A 16588-nucleotide genomic window follows, 5' to 3' on the forward strand; every position below is an offset into this window, starting at 1 on the left:
CGTGGATCGGTCGTGGATCGGTCGGTTCGACGATGCGAAGGGGCGGGCGAGCACGCCGCGCGGTCGAACGCGCGGCGTGCCGTTTCGCCCAGCGATCAGAACTGGTAGGCGACGCCGAAGGAGTCGAGGACCGGTGCGAGTCGCGAGGACAGGTTGTTGACGAAGGTGAAGCGGACCTGGACGTAGCGACTTCCGTCCACGTCGTTCAGATCGCTGCTCCAGTTCGGCGAGTCGAACGTGAAGATCGAGTAGTTCGTCGACCCGCAGTTTGCGCCCGTCGTGAAGCCGTCTCCGGGCGGTACCTCGTCGCCGTAGGCGTCCAGGTTCGACGCGTCGAGGATGCGGCCGGGGTCGCCGGTGAGCGGGATCGGCGTGTCGTGTCCGCGGTAGGCGAGTTCGACACTGGTTCCCAGCGGCTGGTTGGCGGCCGAGGGTTCGAGGGTCACGGCCCGGTAGTTCGGGTCCGAGATACCGTTGGCGTCGATCGGCACCGTGTGGGCCCGACTGAGACGGACCACGAAGTCGACCTGGCCGTAGTACACGGTGTTGTCGAGACCCGGGGTCGTCGACCCGAGCGGTGCGCCCGCGAGCGGGTTGCCGTTGAAGCCGCCGGTCGGTGAGGTCTGGGTGTCCGGGTTCTTGACCACGGCGGCGTCCTGGGTGTTGTAGCCACCGGTGGAGAAGGCGCGGTGGAACGGGTTCCGGGAAGAGCCGCTCGAGATCGAGATGCCGAAGTTGATCAGCGCCAGGGTCTCGGTCGGGTACGTCCGGTACTCCATCAGGATCGGGAGGCCGGTCGTCGGAACGCCGCGGTCGGTGCCACCGCCGTAGATGCTGCCCCAGCACTGGGGCAGGTTGAGGTTCGCGACTTCCTGCTTCAGCGGAACGCCCGCGCCCTTGGTCTGGCCGGTGGGCGCAAGAGCTCCACGCTCGGTGATCGCTGCGTCGCGCCAGGTGAACGTCGTGCGCTCACCCTCGGAGATGCCGCGGTTCATCGGCATCCGCAGGAGCGGGGTCCCGGTCTCCGCGGTGAACAGCTCCGAGCTCGCGACCGTGAAGCCGCTCTCGCGCGGGTGGACCTCCTGGGGCGTCGCGCCGGGGATCGTGAGGTACGTCTCGGCGAAGGACGAATTGTTCTTGTAGCCGGACAGCGGCTCCTCCGGGAAGCCGGTGAGCTGATCCTGGAACTCGTCGGGGACGCAACAACCGTGCGCGATCCCCATGAAGAACTCGGGGTAGAAGGCCGACACGATCTGGCCGCCCACCGGGCTCAGGTAGGTGAACTCGATGTCGATGTTCGTGAACTCGCGGTCCTTCGCACTCATGGTGAGTCCGAGATCCGCGTAGCGCCACAGGGCGTGGAGGCGACTGCCGAGGTTCGACAAGGGCGTCTGGACCCCTGCCACGGCCGGCAGGTTCATGAGCGCGACGATCGGCTGGTTGACGTCGATGGTGCGCGAGAAGTTCGACACCGGACGCGGCAGCAGCGTTCCGTTGAGCTGGTCCTGGTTGAACTGCCCGTCGATGTCGGAACGGCCGTTGCCCGTCTCGTCGAGCATGTCGTCCTCGAAGCGGAAGACGTAGCCGCCGTTCGCGACCGTCGCGACCGAGTCGTCGATCACGTCGAACTCCACGTTCTCGATGACGTCGCCGAGCGGGTTTCCGAACAGGTCGCGCAGACCGCCGTCCACGCTCGAGGTGACCCCGAGGTGGTAGGTGAGGTTGGCATCGACACCCGCGTCGACGGTGCCGAGGGACCCCTGCGGCTGGTTCGAGAAGGGCAGCAGCGGCTGGAACCGGAACTCGCGCAGGTCGGGCGCGAACGACACCGAACCGATGACGTAGTCGTAGGCGTTGAAGGGCGTCGCCGAGGCCGGGACGCGCGTGACCTGGAAGCTGCTGAATGCGCCGAAGCTCGCCGGGTCCATGGGCTCCGAGAAGCGCAGGGTGATCTGGGCGTTGTTCGGGACCTCCGAGGCCGGAGCGACACCAGCGCCCGGCGAGAAGGCCGCGAAGCAGCTCGACTGGCCGGTCATGGAGGCGGGACGCCACGGGAACTGCATCACGCTCGTGCCGATGACGTCGTTCTCGAGGAAGTCGAAGACGTCCTGGGGATCGGTCGGGTCGAAGGTCGAGCTGGCCTCTGGGAGGAAGCTCGCGAGGCGCGGGATCTCGACGCGCAGGGTGGAGACCGAGTTGACGCCGCCACCGGGGAGCGGGCTCGGCGGGTCGGTGACGATGTTCGTCGTTCCGATCACGTTCGCGTAGAGCGTGTTCGAGAACTGGATGACGTCCTCACCGGCCACCGGCAGGACGCCACAGGTCGGCGTCAGGAAGGCGTAGTCGATGTCCCAGACGTAGCCGTATTCCGCGTCACCCACGCCGACTCCGGCGGGCGGAACGGCGGCCGTGACGACCACGCCCTGGCTGGCGAGCAGGCGCGGGCGGGTCGCGTCGAACAGGAAGCCGTTGTCCGGGTCGGCGACGGTGCCCGTGCGCATGGCGCGGACGACGTCGTTCGACGGCGAGGACGCGACCGGTCCGTTGCCCACGTTGAACAGCGGCTTGCCGTTCAGGTTCGTCAGGCGGCGGAACTGACCCGTCGACGACGCCACGGTCGTCGGGAACAGGATCGCCACGTTGGCCGCGCTCTGGGAGTCCGCGGTCGGCAGTCCGAGACTGTTGAGCGGGAGCGAGCCGACGTCGCCGCCGAGCTCGAACGCGCTGATGGTCGTGTCGATGATCAAGCGCGTGCTGACGAACTCACCGCTGGCCGGATCGATACCACCGTGGTTCGGGTCTGCCAGCAGACGCGCGTCGAAGGCCTCGGTGGGCGGCGATCCGGTGAGGATCTTGACCGTGTCGTTGAGGATGATCGACTCCTCGTCGAGCATGTCGTCGAAGTGGACGACGATGGCGCCGTTGCGGGGGATACGCGACAGGGACCCGATGTCCGAGACCCCCGAGAAGCTGATCTGGTTGACGCCCGACGCCGCGACCTGCAGTGCGAGGTCGAAGTTGTCCTCGCCGTCGAGCGGGTCGTTCGTCGACTTGACGTTGAACGTCTCCTGACCCGTGACGGGGTTCTGGGAGTACTCGTAGTCGACGGTCGTCGATCCCAGGGACGAGCTGATGGCGAGCGTCCCCTCACCGTTGCTGTCCCCCACCAGGCCCGGATCGATCACGAAGTCGCGGTAGATCACGTCACCACTCGCGTCGGTGACGTTGACCAGGCGGCCCCAGTACATCTCGACCATGCGCAGGCCCTGCTTCTGGCCGGATCCGTGCGCGTCGATGATGTAGAACTCGTCGGTCGTACCAGGCTTCTGGTTCTGCGTGCCGAGCTGGGAGAGGTCCTGGTCCACCGTCAGGGGCGGCTTGGGGCCTCGACCGCCACATGCGGACAGGAGGAGTCCCGAAGCCACCGCGAAGGCGGTGAAGCGGACGGCGTGGGTCGACGTGGACTGCGTCATGGTGATCCGCGGGTGGAGCCCGCGTGGATGGGAAGCCTCTTGGGGTCGGTCGAGCGCGCGAGAGGTCGTGCGGTCGACCAGGGGAACCTCGAGGGTCCCGGCTGGCGGTCGGCGCTCGGGCCGACGACGGACGTGACGAGAGTTGGACGGTCGGTCACCCCGGGTCCCCGGTCGGCGCGGGGGAACGCGCCGAGCGGGTCCGTCGCCACCGCCCGGAGGGGTCGGCGGCGTGGGTGGCCGGCATTCTCCGGCCCAGCGCCCGAGGGATCAAGCGAAGGGCCGAGGATGCGACAGGGACCGAGCACGGTCCGCGCCCGATGGGGCGGGCGGAACGGTCCGCCCCCTGCCCAACAACAAGCGTACCGCGCCCGCCCGCCCGTCACCGTTCGGGTGGCCGGACGGTCATCGACCTGGGTTCGATCGGCCAGCAGGCCTCTGGAAGCCGCTCGGAGGCCGATCCTCGGCGCCGATCCGCGCCGGGACCCTGGGCCCCACGCTGCCGGTCCACGAGGCCCCTGTGCGAATCCGCCCACCGCTGGTCGAGGGGGCGTGCGCTCCCCGCGAGGGAGTGCCCGGAGTGAAGATTCGGGGTTGGGCCACCCCGGACGGGCCCCGGACTGGCCCCGAGGAGCCCGCCCCCGCCGGTCCCGGCCCCCGATCCGCTCAGCGCCGGGTGAAGCCGCGCTCGTGCGCCTCGCGCTCGTCGCCGAGGAAGACCAGGTCCTCCACGTCGAGCGACTCGGCCCAGTCGCTGGAGCGCGCGTCGAACTGGCGCTCGGTGCGACTCCCCACCCAAGGAGAGGCGAGTTCCTGGGCGCAGTAGGCGCAGGCGGCGCGCAGGGGATGGCGCCCGCGCAGGCGGAACGCCGGCTGCACGTGGCGCGCTTCGGTGTGCGTGATGCACGTCGTGTTCGGACAGGGGCTCGGCCCCGCCGGTTGGTCGTGGAACACGCTGCTCGCGGTCGGGACGGGGCGCGCGCCCGGCAGGTCGATCGCACCGAGGAGGTACGCACCGATCGCCATGCGGATCGGAACACCGCGCGCCGCCTGCTTGAAGTACACGCCGCGCGGATCGCCGTCGACCGAAGCGTCGATCTCGTCGCGCCGCGGGAGTGGATGCATCACCAGCGCGTCGCGCAACGGTTCGAGTGCCATCGTCTCCGCACCGACGCGCATGTAGCGCTCCGCACTCTCGCCGTGGTGGCGTTCGGTCTGCGGGCGCGTCATGTAGAGCGCGTCCACCCGCCCCACCTCGAGCGCGGAGAGTTCGGTGAACAGCGACAGCTGGTGCGGCTTGTTCGGCGTCAGGTACATCGCGTCCGACTCACCCGCGAGGTCGCCGAGTTGGCGCGCGTCGGCGCGAATCGGTTCGGTGCCGTACTCCTCGTGCAGGCGACGCAGCACGTAATCGGGCAGTTCGAGCCCCGGGTGCGGCACGCACACGATGTTCGCGCGGAAGCGAGCGAGTGCGAAGATGAACGAGTGGATCGTGCGGCTGTAGCGCAGGTCCCCGGCGAGCACGACGTCGAGACCTTCGAGTCGCCCGCGCTCGATCCACAGGGTGTACAGGTCGCACAAGGTCTGCGTGGGATGCTCGTGGCTCCCGTCGCCCGCGTTGACCACGGGGACGGTCGCGTAGCGCGCCGCGAGTCGCGCCGCGCCCTCGCTCGGGTGGCGCAGCACGATCATGTCCGCATAGCCCGAGACGACGCGCACGGTGTCCGCCAGGGACTCGCCCTTCTGGGCGCTCATGCTCTTCATCTCGGCCGCGGTCAGCACGCCACCGCCGAGTCGCAGCATCGCCGACTCGAACGACAGGCGCGTGCGCGTCGAGGCCTCGTAGAACAGGCTCGCCGAGATGGACCCCGGGCACAGGTGCGCGTGCGCACGCAGGTCGACGGAGAAGGCCTTGGCCGCCTCGAACAGCCCGATGATCTCGTCGTTCCCGAAGTCGTCGATCGAGACCAGGTTGCGGATCGAGGCGGGATGCTGACGGGAGTCGGACGCGACCTTGCTCATGAACGCGGAGGTTCGCACACCGCAGGACGGCCTGGAAGAGAGCGGGCGCCAAAGGTGCGGCGCGCGTCGCGCAGGCCGGACGCCGCGCACGCCCGATCCGCTCACGCCGTCAGCCGCCGGCGCGATCCTGGCTCCGCGCGCCGGGCGGTGCGAACGCCCCGGCGGCCGCGGCGGCGCGGACACCGGCGTCCCCGTCCGCGAGCGCGCGTTCGAGCGCAGCGAGCAGTTCCGCGTCGAACGGGACCGGTTCCCCGGGTCGCCAGGGATCCGAGTCGACCCCCAGAGCCGACCGGATCGCGCACCAGACGGTGGCGCGAGCGGCGTCGGGATCGGTCGCGGCGCTGAGGCGGGCGGTGCCGGGCGCGAGCGACACCGGCGCGAGGTCCGAGCGCGTGATCAGCTCGGCCGCGAGCGTCGGGCCGCCGTCCAGGTCGTCGTCCGGGTCGTCGTCGCCCTGCGCGGCATGCGGGTCTTCGTCCGCCGGCCGGCACCACAGCACGAGGTCGGCGCCGCGAGCGAGGGCGCGCCCGAGGCGTTGCCCGGCCACCTCGAGCAGCGGCGCGGTGTCCGGCTCGAGCGCCGCGGCGCCCGCGGACCCGCCGCCCGCGCCCCCCTCCCCTTCCGGAACGACACCGGCGCGCCGGCCCGCGGTGTCCACCAACTCGACGACGAGGTCGCCGTCGCGTGCCACGTCCCGCACCGCGTCGCGCGTCGTGCCAGGCCGGTCGCTGGCGAGGGCGCGCTCGCGTCCGACCAGCAGGTTGAAGAGCGTCGACTTGCCGGCGTTGACGGGACCCGCGAGCACGACGACGGGCGGAGCGAGGAAGGGCCGAGCGCGCTGGCCCGCGGCGACGAGTCGGCGCGCGCGATCGGCCGGCGCGGCGCCCGTCACCAACGCGTCGAGCGCGCGATCGAGCGCCCCTTCGGACTGGTCCAGCAGGAGTCGCGCGCCGGCTCGGGAGAGCGCGCGCGGAAGGAGGTCGCGCGCCGCGTCGGCCCACGTGATGGGCACGCCCGACGGACGGGCCGAAGCCGCCGGCGCGGAGCCTGTGTGCACACGCGCCGCGACCTCGGTCGCGAACAGCGCGCGCCGAACGCGCGCGACGACGGCCGGACTGCCGTGCAGGTGGAGTTCGATCGCGCCGCTTCGGCGCACGACCACGAGCCCTTCGTCGAGCAGCTCGTCCGCTTCGACGAGGCGCGCGAGTCGCACGCGACCCGGCGCGGGAAGTTCGCGCACGAGCAGGCGCTCGACCGCCGCGCGCGCGTTCGCCCCGGAGACTTCGAGGACGGCCACACCGCCGGGTGCTGCAGCGGTCAGTTCGCGCACCGAGAGGTCCGAGGTCCGCGCCTTCATCGAACACCGGCGCGCGCGTGCGCGGCCAGGAGCCCGAGGTGCACGAGCCAGGGTTCGTGACGCGCCGCCGGTCCGACGGCGCAGGGCTCGGCGAGCAGGAGCACGGCCGCTCCGCCCGTGACGAGGCGCGGCGCCTGGACGTCGAGCTGCGCTTGGGTGTGGACCAGTTCGACCAGTTCACGGACGGCGCCGCGCACGCCGTGCACCACGCCGGCGCGCAGGGCCTCCGCACTCTCGCGGCCGAGGGCGGGCACGCTCGAGGGGTCGCGGCGCACGTCGACCTCGAACAGGCCCGCGCCGCCGGCACCGAGCGCGCGCGCGGCGAGGTCCGGCCCGAGGGCGATCGCCCCGCCCGCGAAGGCGGCGACTCCAGAACGCGGACCCGAGGCGACGACGACGGCGTCGACGGTGACGGCGGTCCCGGCGTCGACGACCAGGCACGGTGAACCGGTCCGTTCGAAGGCGCCGCGGGCGGCCCACAGTCGATCGGCACCGATCGTGTGCACCGCGCGGCACGCGGACAGGTCGAGCCCGTGGGGTGCGGTCACATCGCGAACCGACGCGGCCGCGAGCAGCGCGGCGAGTCGATCGGCGCGCGCGGGACCGCCGACGTTGGAGACGAGCGCGCAGGTCGCCTCCGCGAGCAGCTCGGACAGTCGCGCGTCGAAGTCGGCCGCGCCCCACTCGAGACGTAGGCTGCGCGCGGGTTCGGGCGCGGACGCGGTCGGCGCCGCACCAAAGGCCGCGACGGCCGCCTCGGGCCACAGCGCCGCCTTCAGCGCGCCGTTGCCGGCATCGAGCGTGAGGAGGCGCGCGTCCATCTGGTTCTCGTCGTCCGTCGATCGAGCGTTCACGTGCCCGCGGTCCGGGTGACGCCTGGCCGCTCACCCACCGTGTTCACGCTCGGACCGCCGAAGTGCACCCGGGCGTTCCGGATGCGGCGCGAGACGTCGTTCGACGTGCGCCCGAGTGGGTGCGAGCGACGGTCCAGGACTCGTCGCTCAGAAGTGGTCGCGGCGACCGGATCCACGGGACCCGGCCACGCGCGCGGGCGCCCGCTCACTCGCCCGCGTCGGGCGGCGTCTCGACGGTGACGGTGCGCTCCTGACCGGCGTTCTCGACGACCACTTCCCAGACCGAGTAGTACTCGGAGTTGTTCTTGGCGAAGGTGATCGCTTCGTTGACCGACGACACGTCGTGGCCGTTGATGCTCTTGATCACGTCGCCCGTGCGAACACCGAAGGTGCCGGCGATCGAACCGGGCGCGATCCCGAGGATCTCGATGCCCTCGTACTGGTTGGTCTTCGGGTTGCGCCACGAGCGGTGCCGAACCTCCTTCGAGAGGATGTCCAGGTAGTCGGTCTCGATGGTCGCGGCGTCGCGCGTGCCGACGAGCGTGTGGCCCGGACGCACCTCGTAGGTCTCGACCGACCAGGAGTCGGTGAAGCTGCGGCGCTGTTCCTCGGTCGCGTCCGGGATGCCGGTGCGGTCCACTTCGACGACGACACCGTCGGCGCCGAGCACGGGGATGTCACCCGAGATCGGCTCGGGCGGTGCGATGACCGCGTCCTCGGGCGCGCGGTCGAACGCGTCGGGCGTGGTGCAGTGGAACGTCAGACCCTCGGCCGCGTCGATCGCGATCAGCTCCCAGTAGTCGAACTTGCCCGGCAAGGTGTCGCCCACCTGCAGGATGTGCCCATCGATCTTCTCCTTGGCCTGGTGCGTCGCGAGCTTGCCCACGTACTTCACCATCGCGAGGCTGCGTTCGGAGGCCGAGGTGTCCTGCTGGATGAACAGAACCTCGACCAGGCGGTCGACGGGTTCGGGCAGCGGCTTGACGGTGTTCGGCTTGTCGGGCTTGTCCGGCGGCGGCGGCGGCGGCGGGATGACGCCCGTCCAGTTCAGCGCGTAGAACATGCCCTTGACCGGGTCGTAGGGCAGCTCCGGCAGCTCGGAGATCGGGAGGGCTTCCTGCTTGAGGCTGTCGCGCTGGATCGCCTCGGTGATCCACTTGTCCTTCCGCTCGCCCTTGGTCGTCTTGTACTCGTAGAGCGTGAAGGCAAGGCCGCCCAGGAGGCCGAGGGCACCGATCCACAGGACGAGTTTGACGAGGCCGAGATTCATGACGGGGAGCGTTCGGGAGCGCGAGAGCGGCGCGAGAGCCGCGAGGGCGGGCCGAGACTAACCGCTCCGGCCCGGCGGCGCGAAGGCCGACGCAGCACCGACGCCGGCTCGCGGACCATCTTCCCAGGGGCTGGGGCCGTCCCTCGGACACCGCTCGCCCCGTGCGGGCGGGACCGAACGTCCCTCAGCCCATCTTGAGCTGGGTCCCGCTGCCGCGGCCACGGCTCTGGAAGCCGCGCAGGGCCAGCATCAGCTCGTCCGGCTTGTCGGAGGCCGCCATGGCCGCGCCGATCTCCACCATCCCGGCCTCGATCAGGCGCAGGAGCGAGCCGTTGAACGACAGCATGCCGTCCTCGCTGCCCTGCTCCACGGCGTTCGCGAGATCGGCGATGCGACCTTCGGCGATCAGCTCGCGCACGTACGGCGTGGCCTGCATCAGTTCGATCGCCGGCACCATCCCCTCGCCGGTGGCGCTGGGGATGAGGCGCTGGGACAGCACGGCCGAGATCGTGTCCCCGAGACGCGCGCGCACCTGGGCGTGCTGCTGCGGCGGGAAGAAGCCGACGATGCGCTCGATCGTCTGGGCCGCGTTCACCGTGTGCAGCGTGCTCATCACGAAGTGGCCCGTCTCGGTCGCGTCGATCGCGGCGCGCACCGTCTCGGCGTCGCGCATCTCGCCGATCAGGATCACGTCCGGACTCTGGCGCAGCGCGTGGCGCAGCCCTTGATGGAAGTTCGGCACGTCGGTGCCGACCTCGCGCTGACTGATGACGCAGCGCTTCTCCTTGAACAGCATCTCGACGGGATCCTCGAGCGTGATCACGTGACGCTCGGCGTTCTCGTTGAGGTACTGGATCATCCCCGACAGCGTCGTCGACTTGCCGGAGCCCGCCACGCCGGTGACGAGCATGATGCCGCGCTTGCGCATCGCGAGCTCCTTCAGCTGCGTCGTCGGCAGACACAGATCGGTGAGGCGCGGCGGCTCGTCGCTGATGCGGCGCAGGACGATCGCGGGCTCGCCGAGTTGGCGGTAGGCGTTGATCCGGAAGCGGCCGACGCCGTCCAGTTGGAGCGCGGCGTCCGCGGCGCCGTTCTCGAGGTACTCCTCGTAGCGCTTGGGTCCGAGGATGCCTTCGAGCACCTCGCGCATCGGACCGGCGTGCGGAACGGTGCCGTCCAATTGCACGATGCGACCGTCGACGCGACAGGCGGGGCGTCCGCCGGAGCGCAGGATCAGGTCGCTGGCCTCGCGGCGCACCATGATGTCGAGCCACTGCTCGAGCTGGTGGCGCGGCGACAGACGCGGCGTCTCGTCCGCCACTTCCACCGGCGGCGTGCCGATGTGCATGGCGTACGGATCGGCCACGAGCAGTTCGTTGTCGGCAGCCCCGGAGGCGTTCGAGTCCGGGGCGTCCGTGGTCGCCGCGTCGGTCCGTTCGCCGTCGAGAACCGCGTCGTCCCGCGCCTCGCCCATCAGTTCCGTGGCCGACGCGCGCCGATCCGTGTCGTCGTCGCCGTAGGGCGATCCGGGCTGCGGAGCACCGGGGAGGGCCGGTTCGGGCTCGCTCCCCAGGGCCGGGCGAGGGAACTGGTCCGCGCTCGACGGGTCGTCCGCCAACCGTTGCGCACCGCCGCTGGCGGAGGACTCGGGGACGGGTTCGGCGGCCGACGGAGCGTCGAACCGGATCGGGCGGCGCGCGAAGTCGCCTCCGTGGCTGTGGTCGGCCTGCATGGCGAGGCCGATCGACCTTCCGCAGCTCCGGTCTTGAGCAGACCTTCGGACCTGGGGCTCGCAGGCCGTGCGAGGCCCGCGGGACGCCCCGCCAGTGGCCTCGAGGCCGTCCTTCGGCGCCACGGCGAGCGCCGAACGCCGGGCCCCGAGAAGCCGGCTACTAGAAGACTGGCTCGGCCCCTTCTTCGGTGCGGACCAAGCGGTGCAGCTCGGCCAGGAGCTCGTTCACGCCGGCTCCCGTGTGGCTCGAGATGGCGCGCACGGGCTGTCCGAGCGCTTCGGCCAACTCGGACGCGCGCTGGGCCGAGGTCTCGTCCTCGACCTTGGTGGCGGCCACCAACCACGGACGCGCCGCCAGCTCGTCGCTGTAGCGCTCGAGTTCGCGGCGCAGGGTCGCGACCGCCTCGAGCGCAGCGGTGTCGGCGCCGTCCGAGACGTCCGCGAGGAACAGGAGCACGCGGCAGCGCTCCACGTGCTTGAGGAAGCGGTGTCCGAGGCCGTGGCCCTCGGCGGCCCCCTCGATCAGCCCCGGCAGGTCGGCCAGCACGAGCGTGTCGTAGGTGCCGACCTCGGCGATCCCGACCTGGGGGTGCAAGGTCGTGAAGGGATAGTCGGCGACCTTCGGCGTGGCGCGACTGACCGACGAGAGGAACGTGCTCTTGCCGGCGTTCGGCAGGCCGACGAGTCCGACCTGGGCGAACAGCTTGAGTTCGAGTCGCAGGTCGCGGCGCTCGCCCGCGTCGCCCGGTTCGGTCTCGCGCGGCGCCTGCTTGACCGACGTGGCGAAGGAGGCGTTGCCGCGCCCGCCGCGTCCGCCGCGCGCCACCTCGAGTCGATCGCCGGGGTTCACGAGGTCGCCTAGCAACTGACCGCGTTCGGCGTCGTAGATCTGCGTGCCGGCGGGCACTTCGACGACGAGGTCGTCGGCTCCGCGTCCGGACTTGTTCGACGAACCACCCGGTCGGCCGTTGTCCGCGCGGTAGTGCGGACGACGCGCCACCTTGAGCAGCGAGTTGACGTGACCGCTGGCCTCGAGCACCACGCTCGCGCCACGCCCGCCGTCCCCGCCGTCGGGGCCGCCGCGCGGCACGTACTTCTCGCGCCGGAACGACAGACAGCCGTCACCGCCGCGTCCCGCGGCCACATGGATCTGGCACTCGTCGACGAACATGGTGGCGTGGTGGTGAGGCGTACGGGTGGTCGCGGGTCGGGCCGAACGGCAAGGAGCCAGCTCGAGGCTGGCTCCATCGTGCTGGCGTCGGCCCCGGTCGGCCTCGCAGTCGGCGAGCGGAGCGGCTCGGCCGCGGATGCTCGGTCGAGCACCTGCGCACCAGCGCGCTGCCAGCCGGTCAGATGACCGGGTCGACGTTGATGCGGCGGTTGGTGCCGAAACGCACCGTGCCCTCGGTCAACGCGAACAGGGTGTAGTCCTTGCCCTGGCCGACGTTCGCGCCGGCGTGGAACTTCGTCCCGCACTGACGGATGAGGATGGTGCCGGCCGTGACGTGCTGTCCACCGTAGCGCTTGACGCCGCGGAACTGCGGGTTCGAGTCGCGACCGTTGCGGGTGGAGCCTTGTCCCTTCTTGTGTGCCATGTGATTGGTTCGCTGGGGCGGATCTCTCGGGGCTCAGCACCGAGCTGCGCCGAAGAGTTCCCGCCGATCGGGCGCGAGCGCTCGGCTCAGCCGTTGATTCCGGTGACTTCGACGCGCGTGTAGCGCTGACGGTGGCCGCGCTTGACGCGCACGTTCTTGCGGCGACGGAAGCGGAAGGCGATGACCTTCTCGCCCTTGTGGAGACCGATCACCTTCGCGGTGACGCTGGCGCCCGCCACGGTCGGAGCGCCGAGGCGCACTCCACCTTCACCACCGAGGAGCAGCACGCGATCGAGCGTGATCTCACTGCCCGGCTCGGCGTCGGAAAGATCGAGGTCGACGACGTCGCCGACACGAACGGTGGTCTGGCGACCGCGGTCGGAAATGATGGCGTACACGGCTGTCTTCGTATCGGTGTTCGGGAGTTCGGTTCGCCAGTCGCGGCGATCCGCATCGCCGGGCTCGGCGATCCTGAGGGCCGAAGAAGGTAGCGACCCGCCCGCCCGCTGCCAAGCCCGAGCTGGGGTCCTTCGAGCGGGCGCGACCGCGGTCCGTCCGCGCCGGCCGGCGGCGAGGGGGCTCCGGGGGTCGGGGGGGCGCCCTCCCGGCCCCGGAACGGCGCGCGCCCCGCCCCCACCCCCCGATGGAGGTGTGGACGGGGCGCGCCCGGGCCGTCGAAGGTCCCCGCGGGTCCCCTAGCGACGGCGACGGCCGCCGGGCCGGACCTCGCGTCCGTCCGCCCGCAGGTAGTGGAAGACCGAGTCCTCGTACTGATCCTCGGCCGAGACGAAGACCAGCTCGCGCTTGCTCTTCTTCTCGAGCTCCTCGACCTCCTTCCAGTCGTGCTTGCGCAGCCAGTCGAGCGTGTCCGGGTGGATCAGGATCTCGACCTTGGTGAAGCCCTTCTGGGTCAGGGCCGAGGCCAAGCGCCGCAGGACGGCCTGGGCCTTGGACTGGGCGGTGCGGCGACGGCCGGTGCCGCGGCAGTAGTTGCACGGCTCGTACAGGAGCGTCGACAGGCCCGGGCCGAGGCGCTGGCGCGTGAGCTCGAGCAGACCGAACTGGGAGATGCGGCCCAGCTTGTTCCGCGCGCGGTCCTCGGCCAGGAGCGTCTGCAGCGCGCGCTCGACCTTGCGCCGACTGGCCGGACGCATCATGTCGATGAAGTCGCACACGATGATGCCGCCCAGGTCGCGCAGCTTGATCTGGCGCGCGATCTCCGGCACGGCCTCGAGGTTCGCCTTCAGCGCGATGTCCTCGAAGTCCGCGCCCTCGTCGCGGGTGCGGCCCGAGTTGACGTCGATCGCCACCAGCGCTTCGGTCTGGTCGAACACGATCGACCCGCCCGAGGGCAGCTCGACGCGGCGCGAGAACAGGCGCTCGAAGTCCTGCTCGAGGCCGTAGGTGTGGAACAGCGGCCGATCGCCGTCGTGCAGCTGGATGCGATCCAGGTGCTCGGGCATGAGCTTCTCGGTGAACTCACGCATCTCCTGGTAGACCGCTTCGTCGTCGACGATGACGGCCTTCGTGCGCGACGAGAACAGGTCGCGCATCGTGCGAATGGCCACGGCCGACTCCTGGTAGAGCGGCGCGGGGTTGCGCCCGAGGACCAGGCTCTTGCTGAACTGGTCCCAGACCGCGAGCAGGTAGTCGAGGTCGCGACGGATGTCGGCCTTGGTCTTGCCGACGCCGGCGGTACGCACGATGACCCCCATGCCCTCGGGGATGTCGAGCGACTGCAGGATGCGCTTGAGACGGCGGCGTTCGCGTTCGTCCTCGATCTTGCGGCTGACGCCGGTCTTCTCGAGCGACGGCATCAGCACCAGGTACCGGCCAGGGATCGAGATGTAGGTGGTCAGGGTCGGGCCTTTGTCGCCGATCGCGTCCTTCGTGATCTGCGCCACGACGAGTTGGCCGCGCTTGAGCAGTTCGGTGACCGCCAGGCGCTTGCGTCCCCGCGGACGGATCGAACGGCCCTGCTTCTTGTTGGAGCGGCCCTTCTTCTTGGAGGCCTTGGCCGACGGAGCGTCCTCGTCCTCCTCGGCGATCGACTCGGTAGGTGCACGCGAGTCGTCGCCCCACTCGTCGACGTCGGTCCGCGCGGTCAGGAGCTTGTCCACGCGCCAGTTCTCGTCGCCGTAGATGTGCATCACGTCGGACGCGTGCAGGAAGCCGTTGCGGCCCTGTCCGAAGTCGACGAACGCTGCACCGATGGCCTCTTCGATGTTGACGACGCGGCCGCGGTAGATGTCGTTGACGAACGACTTGTGCTGGTCGACGGTCATGACGAGGTCGACGATCCGGTCGCCTTCCTGCACGACGACGCGCGTCTCCTCGGGGTCGACCGCGTTGACGAGGATCAGCTGGTCGCGGACGATCGCCGCTTCGCGAGCGCGGCTGGCGCTCGTCGACCCGTCGTCGTCATCGTCGTCGTCGTGTTCGGACGCGCGGCGCTTGCGCGACGACTTGCGGCGACCGGCGGCCTCCTCGGGAACCTCGACCTGCTTCTTGCGAGAACGGCGACGCTTGCGAGGCGCCACGGAGCGGTGCCCCGAGTCCTCCTGGTCGTCGCGATCCTGGTCGCTGTCGCGGTCGTCGCGGGGCTCGGTCGACTCGCTGCGCGAGCCGCGGCGCGAGCGCCGGCCGCGGCGACGGGGCGCCTCGGAGGCGTCCATGTCGTCGTCCTCGCCGGGGATCGCGTCCACCGACAGCGCACCGGTATCGGAGTCCCGATCGCGCTCGTCGGCTTCCGAACGGCGCGGCCGATCGGAGCTGGACGCGGCGGAGCGGCGGCCCCGACGGCCGGATCGAGCGGGAGCGTCCGAGTCGTCGTCCGCGGTCCGCGATGCGGCCTTGGAGGTGGTCCTGGTGGCCGGACGCGCGTCGCCGGACGCGCGCTCGTCCCCGTCCTGTTCGTCGTCCTCGTTGCGGGTCTTGCGCCGACGGCGTCCGCCGCGGCTCCCCCGACGACGGCGCTTCTTCGGCGTTTCCTCGCCGTCGTCCTCGGCGTCCTCGCGCGAAGCGACCTGCGGCTCGCGATCGTCGTCGTCGCGATCGTCGTTGTCGCGATCGTCGTCGTCGCGACGCGCCGAGGCACGCACCTCCTCGCGGGGTGCGTCGTCCCCTTCCTCGCCGTCGTCCGAGCGGGATCGACGGGTGCGGTCCCGACGGGTGCGACGAGGGCGGGATCGAGCGGCCCGTCCGTCGCTCGCGGACTCGTCGCCGCGGTCGTCGTCGTCGCGATCTTCGTCGTCGCGATCTTCGTCGTCCGACGCCGCGCGTTCGCGGTCGTCTCGGTCCTCGGCGACCGGTCCGTTCCGGTCCTCGGCGTCCTCGCGTTCGAGGGCGTCCTCGGCCGCGGTGCGCCGTCGACGGCGTCCACGACCTCCGCGGGTGCGGCGGCGCTTCGTACCGGTCTCGGACGAGTAGTCGTCGGTGGCGGCGGAGCTGCCCCCCGGATCGGAGTCGGGGGCCGGCTCGAGAACGGGCGCGTCGAACGCGTCCACGTGGTCGAAGGGTGCGCCGTCGGAGAATCCGTCGAAGGACTCGGGACGGTCGTCACCGCTCCCACTCCGGGAGTCGGAGTGAGGGTGATCGGTCATGGCTGGTATGGAGCAGTCCCGGCGCCGGCGCTGGGCGCTCCGGGCCTCCGGCGACCCGTGGAGCGCGCACACCTGGTGCGGACCGAAGGGGTCGGGAGGCCGAAGCGCACAGGCGCGTCGCCCGGGAGGTGGGCTCGCTCGAGGATTCGCTCCGCGCTGGCGGGCGCGGACCGTGCCGTGGGCACGACCACGCGACTGCGCGCGGGCGCTCAGGAGGGAGCGGGCGGGACGGTCACGCCCGGGGCGTGGTCGTCGAGGAGTCCGCCGTCGTCGACGACGGACCGATGAAGCCGAACTGGATTGTGAATCGTGGGCCTGGTCGGCGCCCTGGGCGGTCCCGAGGGCGTAGCGCGCTGGGCGCCTGCGCTCGGTGCTCGTCCGCGGCCGGCCAGGTGGAGGGTCGGAACGAATCGGCGCGTGGGTCCACGGGTGGGCGCACGCGCGCGACAGGCCCGGAGCGAGAGGCTCCCGGCGCCCGGAGGATAGCCCCTGCGGAGGTCCGATCGGATCCCCCACTTGCTGCGAAGACCCGATTCGGGGCGGCACTGGCCCCTGTGGCCCCCGAGGGCCGGGCCCAGCGGCCTCCTCGGGCCCCGAGGGGCAGCGGGCCCGGGACGGGAACGGACAGCCGGGACGCGGACCGGGCCCGCCCCTCCCCCGCTCTGGAGGGAGGGACGGGCCCGGTC

At 71.2% G+C, this 16588-nt stretch carries 10 protein-coding genes; all 10 read right to left on the bottom strand.

Features of this window, described 5'->3' with window-relative positions:
• Positions 1–95 precede the first annotated feature (95 nt).
• The gene (locus tag Pla163_RS13970; RefSeq protein WP_145189622.1) at positions 96–3473 is read right to left on the bottom strand and encodes an Ig-like domain-containing protein; all 3378 of its coding nucleotides are present in this window, start codon (positions 3471–3473) and stop codon (positions 96–98) included.
• Between the two features lie 663 nt (positions 3474–4136).
• On the bottom strand, positions 4137–5492 hold the full coding sequence (locus Pla163_RS13975) for a hypothetical protein (protein WP_145189624.1): 1356 nt from the start codon (positions 5490–5492) through the stop codon (positions 4137–4139).
• A gap of 109 nt (positions 5493–5601) precedes the next feature.
• A complete protein-coding gene (locus Pla163_RS13980; protein WP_145189627.1) occupies positions 5602–6849 on the bottom strand; it encodes a GTPase in 1248 nt (415 codons plus the stop codon).
• Positions 6846–7703 carry a type III pantothenate kinase gene (locus Pla163_RS13985; protein WP_145189630.1) on the bottom strand — a complete coding sequence of 286 codons (858 nt, stop codon included), beginning with the start codon at positions 7701–7703 and terminating at the stop codon, positions 6846–6848. Before Pla163_RS13985 ends, Pla163_RS13980 begins: the two co-directional genes overlap by 4 nt.
• A gap of 205 nt (positions 7704–7908) precedes the next feature.
• Complete coding sequence (locus tag Pla163_RS13990) at positions 7909–8973, bottom strand: hypothetical protein (RefSeq protein ID WP_145189633.1); 1065 nt, start codon at positions 8971–8973, stop codon at positions 7909–7911.
• A gap of 184 nt (positions 8974–9157) precedes the next feature.
• A complete protein-coding gene (locus Pla163_RS13995; RefSeq protein WP_145189636.1) occupies positions 9158–10705 on the bottom strand; it encodes a type IV pilus twitching motility protein PilT in 1548 nt (515 codons plus the stop codon).
• Between the two features lie 160 nt (positions 10706–10865).
• On the bottom strand, positions 10866–11876 hold the full coding sequence (gene obgE, locus Pla163_RS14000) for a GTPase ObgE (protein WP_145189639.1): 1011 nt from the start codon (positions 11874–11876) through the stop codon (positions 10866–10868).
• 178 nt (positions 11877–12054) lie between these two features.
• Positions 12055–12300 (bottom strand): 50S ribosomal protein L27, encoded by a 246-nt coding sequence (gene rpmA, locus Pla163_RS14005; RefSeq protein WP_145189642.1) that lies wholly within the window; start codon positions 12298–12300, stop codon positions 12055–12057.
• 86 nt (positions 12301–12386) lie between these two features.
• A complete protein-coding gene (gene rplU / locus Pla163_RS14010) occupies positions 12387–12698 on the bottom strand; it encodes a 50S ribosomal protein L21 (RefSeq protein ID WP_145189645.1) in 312 nt (103 codons plus the stop codon).
• A 297-nt stretch (positions 12699–12995) separates the two neighbouring features.
• Positions 12996–15902 carry an Rne/Rng family ribonuclease gene (locus tag Pla163_RS14015; protein WP_145189648.1) on the bottom strand — a complete coding sequence of 969 codons (2907 nt, stop codon included), beginning with the start codon at positions 15900–15902 and terminating at the stop codon, positions 12996–12998.
• Positions 15903–16588 lie beyond the last annotated feature (686 nt).

The organism is Rohdeia mirabilis (assembly GCA_007750655.1).
Lineage (GTDB): Bacteria > Planctomycetota > UBA1135 > UBA1135.